Source organism: Pseudomonadota bacterium (assembly GCA_026388255.1).
GTDB lineage: Bacteria > Desulfobacterota > Syntrophorhabdia > Syntrophorhabdales > Syntrophorhabdaceae > JAPLKB01.
The window spans coordinates 1-4,850 of sequence record JAPLKC010000006.1; the positions used below are offsets into that span (position 1 = coordinate 1).

Sequence of the window (4,850 nt, forward strand, 5' to 3'; positions counted from 1 at the left end):
CGATACCTATATATACTTTCCTACCGGACAACACTTTTACTGATTCTGTAGATACTCTTTTCATTTAGAGCCTCCTCTATTTTTTTCACAAGTATATCAAATACCTGTGAGAGGGCGAACAATCTATCATAGTATCTACAAAGTCTCAGTAGGGGGCAGTTTCCAGAGTTGAGGATTGCGGATGGAAAGGTGGTATCTGACACATCGCTGGATTATTCAAATATCTCTTCATACATGAACTTTTTGTAGTCCTTCTCTGCCTTGATTAGTTTGTTACAATCCCACATATCGGTCAAAACAAAGTGTTCAAGTGTTTTTTCAAATGAAGTAACCTTATATCCCTTACTCTTTAAACTATTTACATTGGACAAGGTCCTTGCTGCTGGATCAAAAATAATTGCAAACTTAGCTGTTTTGGCTTTTGACTTGTAATACCTGCCGTTATTTGCCTGACATATCTTTTCCATCTGTTTTTCAACATTTTGAAATTGTTCCCAAGTTCCTATCTCCTCGCACATACCTGTTTTATTGGAGATGAAACATTTGTATATATCTTCGTCTATAGGGGAATACTCAACTGATGAAGTAAGGTCCTTTCGTCTTTCTTGCTTTCTCTTTTCCTCCGCTTCCTGCGAAATAAATTTACATTTAATCCTGCATCTTCCAGCCGCCAACTCTGTTATCTTTGCTTCGTAGGGCAACTTTTTGCTCAAATGTGAAGCAACAAGGTCAAAATATTTACCAGTAATAAAGCCAAACCTCCAGTTATCTACGTATAAAAATATTTTATCGGCATTATCTGGGGGCATCCACAACTTCACTCGATCATTTACTTGGCATGATGCTATTTCATCCTGATCCAAGTTTGAGACCTCAAATGTAAGCACCTCAGAGCCAGTATCCTCTTTTTCATAGGTGACTTTTGAAGGTGCCGGATCATTGGCTTTGTAATAATAATCTAATGGCAGATCGAGTATAACAAGGTAATTATCAGACTCACGTTCCCAATAAACAATCTTTGCCGCACAGGTAGCTTTGATTTCAGAAGGGCCTTTCTCTTTCATCTTTTTGCGGAACTGCTTTGCATTTTCATCCTTCAGGTAGGCTACAGTCTGACCTTGAATATCAACCCTGACCGCTTGACTATTATATGGGTTCGCATCATCGATCACCAGAACTGCTTCAACCAACTTCTCATTGATTTCAGAAGTTCGCTCCGAAAAGATTCTTTTCAGAGCATCTTGGTGGTGTCTGTGTCCAATAGCATATGAGGAAAAGGTACCACCACCATTCGACTTCACTATAGATGGCGTTTTCTTACCTTCACCGAAAAGCCAAGATATTAGTCCCATGCGATTGATCCCCCTTTCCAAACATTTGATTTGATATTTGTTTTATAAGAAATCGCTTTTTGATAAATGAAGTATAAGAAAAACGGTCTTGTGCGTCAAGGAAATCTTGGCCACAAAACATGGGATGTAGTGCTGAGGATTGTCGAGCGTGAATTGTGTTTATTACGGATTGGAGCCTTGTATTTTTGTCGAACTCGAAGATTTGTGGATTGCAGGAAGACATTAATAAAATTTTGTGTTTTAATTTTTTTCAAAAAATGTAGATAGCAAAATTACCTGCTTCACAAAGCAATCACAGCATAGGTAAAATATGGAAATAATTACCGCATGAAGTTAGTCCATTCTGGTATTTATCAATGCAACGAATAAAGGAATTCTACTTCTTTGCATAACCTTCGGAAAACCCCTGTGTTGTGCGGTTTCTCACTTGCTATACTGCTTAATCTGTCTCGGAATATGCCGTATTGAGGTTTATTTATCTCACACCTATCGTTCAGCACCTCTTGCCCAAAGGTTGTTGTAACATAAGAAACACGTTCATCACCAGCATAAAAATCAAGCCTTCCTTCAACTTGATTAGCATTATAGAAATTGGGGAAAAATTCCTTCAAGATCAGCATTAAACATATAGCACTCAGATCAAACAATTTTGGTCTTTCCAACGCAAGGTAAATCAAAAGGCGCATCACTATTAGTCTTATTTTTCGTGGGATATTTTTGGGGTATAAAATGACTAATTCATCAGCCACTTGAAGTACTGATTCTTGAATGGTTTTATACCATTCTGGTGCAGTCATTCTTTTTGCAGTCTCAATCACAAAATCTTTTATATTTTCGCCAAGCTGATCTGGCAACTCATAGGAAAGATTGATTATTTTTTCTAAATACTCATTTCCATCAATCAAATCACCATATTTTACTTTTATTGCTTTAGATAGAACTTCCTTGTCAACACCTATAATAAAGATGCACTTCTTAACTGAAAAGAAATGTTTGATGCCCTCAATCATTTTGATTACTAAATCAGGCAGACATCTATCCAAATCGTCTATGAAGACTATCAAGCCCTTCTTGCCCTCTGTGAAAGCATCAACCACGCTCTCAAATCCTTGGACACTTTTTGCTGTTTCACTCTTCCAGTATTTGTAGACCTCACCCATTTCATCTTCATACAGTTTGAAATTATCTACAATAGTCTTTGTGTCCATGAGCTTCCTGCTTACCAGTTTTAAAGCTAAGTCGGCAAATGAGATAATACTAACCGCACCAATCTTTTGAAGTGAATCTTTCAGTTGTTGACCCTTGAGTTCATTATACATCTCCGATAAAAGAGGCAGCATTAAGGTTAATTCATTTTCATATTTCCATGCCTCAAACCAGAAAGTTCTATAGCCTGAATCCGAACTTGAAAGTTTGGCTTGCAGCATTTTCATAAAAGATGTTTTTCCGCTTCCCCAAGCTCCATAAATACCAAGGGTAAAAGGTGTTTCAACATGTTGAATGAGATTGTCCAGATTTTTTACAGAGTCTTGAAGTTTTAATACGTCATGCTTAAAGGGTTCATCTTGAGGCACTTCAATTGGGCAATCGGGGTGAAGTCTAATTTTTTCCTGAAACATGATTATCCTACATCTTTGCACCGCAACAAGAAAATGTCAACTGTGAACTTCCAATTTCGGTTGGTCTGCCACAAATGAAATTTATGTCAGAATTCTTTAAACTACACCGATGATTGCCGTATGAAAGCCTGTATTTGGTAAGTAAGTGCCCAAGGCTCGACTTCAGGAAGGAGTTTGTGCCTCAGGAAAAAGCCAAGCAGTGTGCATTTCGGGAAGAAAGCAGTGCTTCTGGCGAAAACCACGCAGTATCGACTTCAGGAAGCACATCTCAAAAAAGGGTTTTTCAATCGAACCAATCTTGAAGATTATTAGATTTACGAGTCTTGTATCAGGAATATTTGCAGAATGTGAAGATTACGGGTTGAAATATAAACTCCAAGAGGCAGGGCTATTTCTGACCCTACCTCTTGGAGTTTCCCAAAACGTCTCCGTTAGTAGCAAGAATTAGCTATTTTCCTGAAAAGTACATTCACCGACCTTGCAAAACAAGGATTGTGGTGTATACTTAAAGAGAGTCGATAATTAACTATAGGGGGTAACATTATGGACAAGATTTTACGAGTCAATACAGGAGCCAAGGGCGGTCCAAAGTTTACCGTTGAGTCAATCGGCGTGTACGCCGGTTTGGGGGGTCGGGCACTTACATCTGCTATTGTTTCTAAAGAAGTTCCCCCAGCCTGTCATCCATTAAGTGGGAACAACAAAATCGTCATTGCACCCGGTCTGTTAAGCGGAAGCATTGCCGCCATGTCGGGAAGAATTTCCGTGGGGTGTAAAAGCCCGCTCACCGGCGGTATCAAGGAATCAAACTCAGGCGGACAACCTTCGCAAGTCCTCGCACGCCTGGGATACGCGGCAATCGTCCTCGAGGGGAAACCCGAACGTGATGACCTCTATACAATATACATAAATAAGGAGGGCGTGAAAATTACCGTCAACAATGATCTCCGGATGCTCGGAAATTATGATACGGTCTCAAAAATGAAAGAAAAGTTCGGAGACAAGATAGCCTGCATTTCAATAGGCCCTGCAGGAGAAATGCGGCTTCCTGCAGCATCCGTGGCTTTCACTGACATGGAACTGAGACCGGCACGACATGCCGGCCGTGGGGGACCCGGCGCGGTCATGGGCTCAAAAGGTGTAAAGGTGATTGTCCTTGATGACACAGACATGCCTATGCGTCAGCCAAAAGATCCCGAGAGATTTAAGGAAGCAAACAAGGCCTTTATAGAGGGGCTGCGCAAACACGGCGTCACCGGACAGGCGCTTCCTGCCTACGGGACAAATGTGTTGGCAAATATCCTCAATGAAGCAGGCGCCTATCCCACATATAATTTCAAACAAGGGACCTTCGCCGGTGTTGCTAAGATAAGCGGCGAGACCGAGGCAGCCCTGGAGACGGAGAGGGGCGGCGTACCGACCCACGGCTGTCATCACGGGTGTGTCATCCGTTGTTCAGGGATATATAACGATAAGGACGGACACTACCTGAGCAAGCAACCGGAATACGAGACAGTATGGGCCCATGGAGCTAACTGCGGCATTGACGATATGGATAAGATTGCCATGCTTGATTTCCTCGACGACAATTACGGGCTTGATACGATAGAAATGGGGGCCACCATCGGAGTCGTTATGGAAGCCGGGCTTCTCAAGTTCGGTGATGCCGACGGCGCAATCAATCTGATACACGAAGTGGGGAAAGGAACTCCGCTCGGCCGCATCATCGGGAGCGGCGCTGCGCTGACCGGTAAAGTATTCGGCGTCGAAAGAGTCCCCGTTGTCAAGGGTCAGGCAATGCCCGCCTATGATCCCCGAGCTGTGAAGGGATTGGGTGTAACCTATGCCACAAGTCCCATGGGCGCTGACCACACCGCCG

The 4,850-nt window shown here is 42.2% G+C and carries 3 protein-coding genes; 1 reads left to right on the plus strand and 2 read right to left on the minus strand.

All coding sequences use genetic code 11. The annotated features are described in order from the left end of the window. Nucleotides 1-212: 212 nt before the first annotated feature. Nucleotides 213-1,352 carry a hypothetical protein gene (locus tag NT178_00115; protein MCX5810942.1) on the minus strand — a complete coding sequence of 380 codons (1,140 nt, stop codon included), beginning with the start codon at nucleotides 1,350-1,352 and terminating at the stop codon, nucleotides 213-215. A 353-nt stretch (nucleotides 1,353-1,705) separates the two neighbouring features. After that, nucleotides 1,706-2,971, minus strand: a complete 1,266-nt coding sequence (locus NT178_00120) for a P-loop NTPase fold protein (protein MCX5810943.1) — start codon at nucleotides 2,969-2,971, stop codon at nucleotides 1,706-1,708. Nucleotides 2,972-3,514: 543 nt separating this feature from the next. Here NT178_00120 and NT178_00125 point away from each other — a divergent pair. Further along, nucleotides 3,515-4,850, plus strand: a 1,336-nt coding sequence (locus tag NT178_00125) for an aldehyde ferredoxin oxidoreductase (GenBank protein MCX5810944.1), incomplete at its 3' end; no start/stop codon positions are given.

What these genes read in the sequence shown, in the direction of transcription:
- NT178_00120 (MCX5810943.1), bottom strand. Translation starts at nt 2,971, where the DNA reads ATGTTTCAGGAAAAAATTAGACTTCACCCCGATTGCCCAATTGAAGTG.
- NT178_00115 (MCX5810942.1), bottom strand. Translation starts at nt 1,352, where the DNA reads ATGGGACTAATATCTTGGCTTTTCGGTGAAGGTAAGAAAACGCCATCT.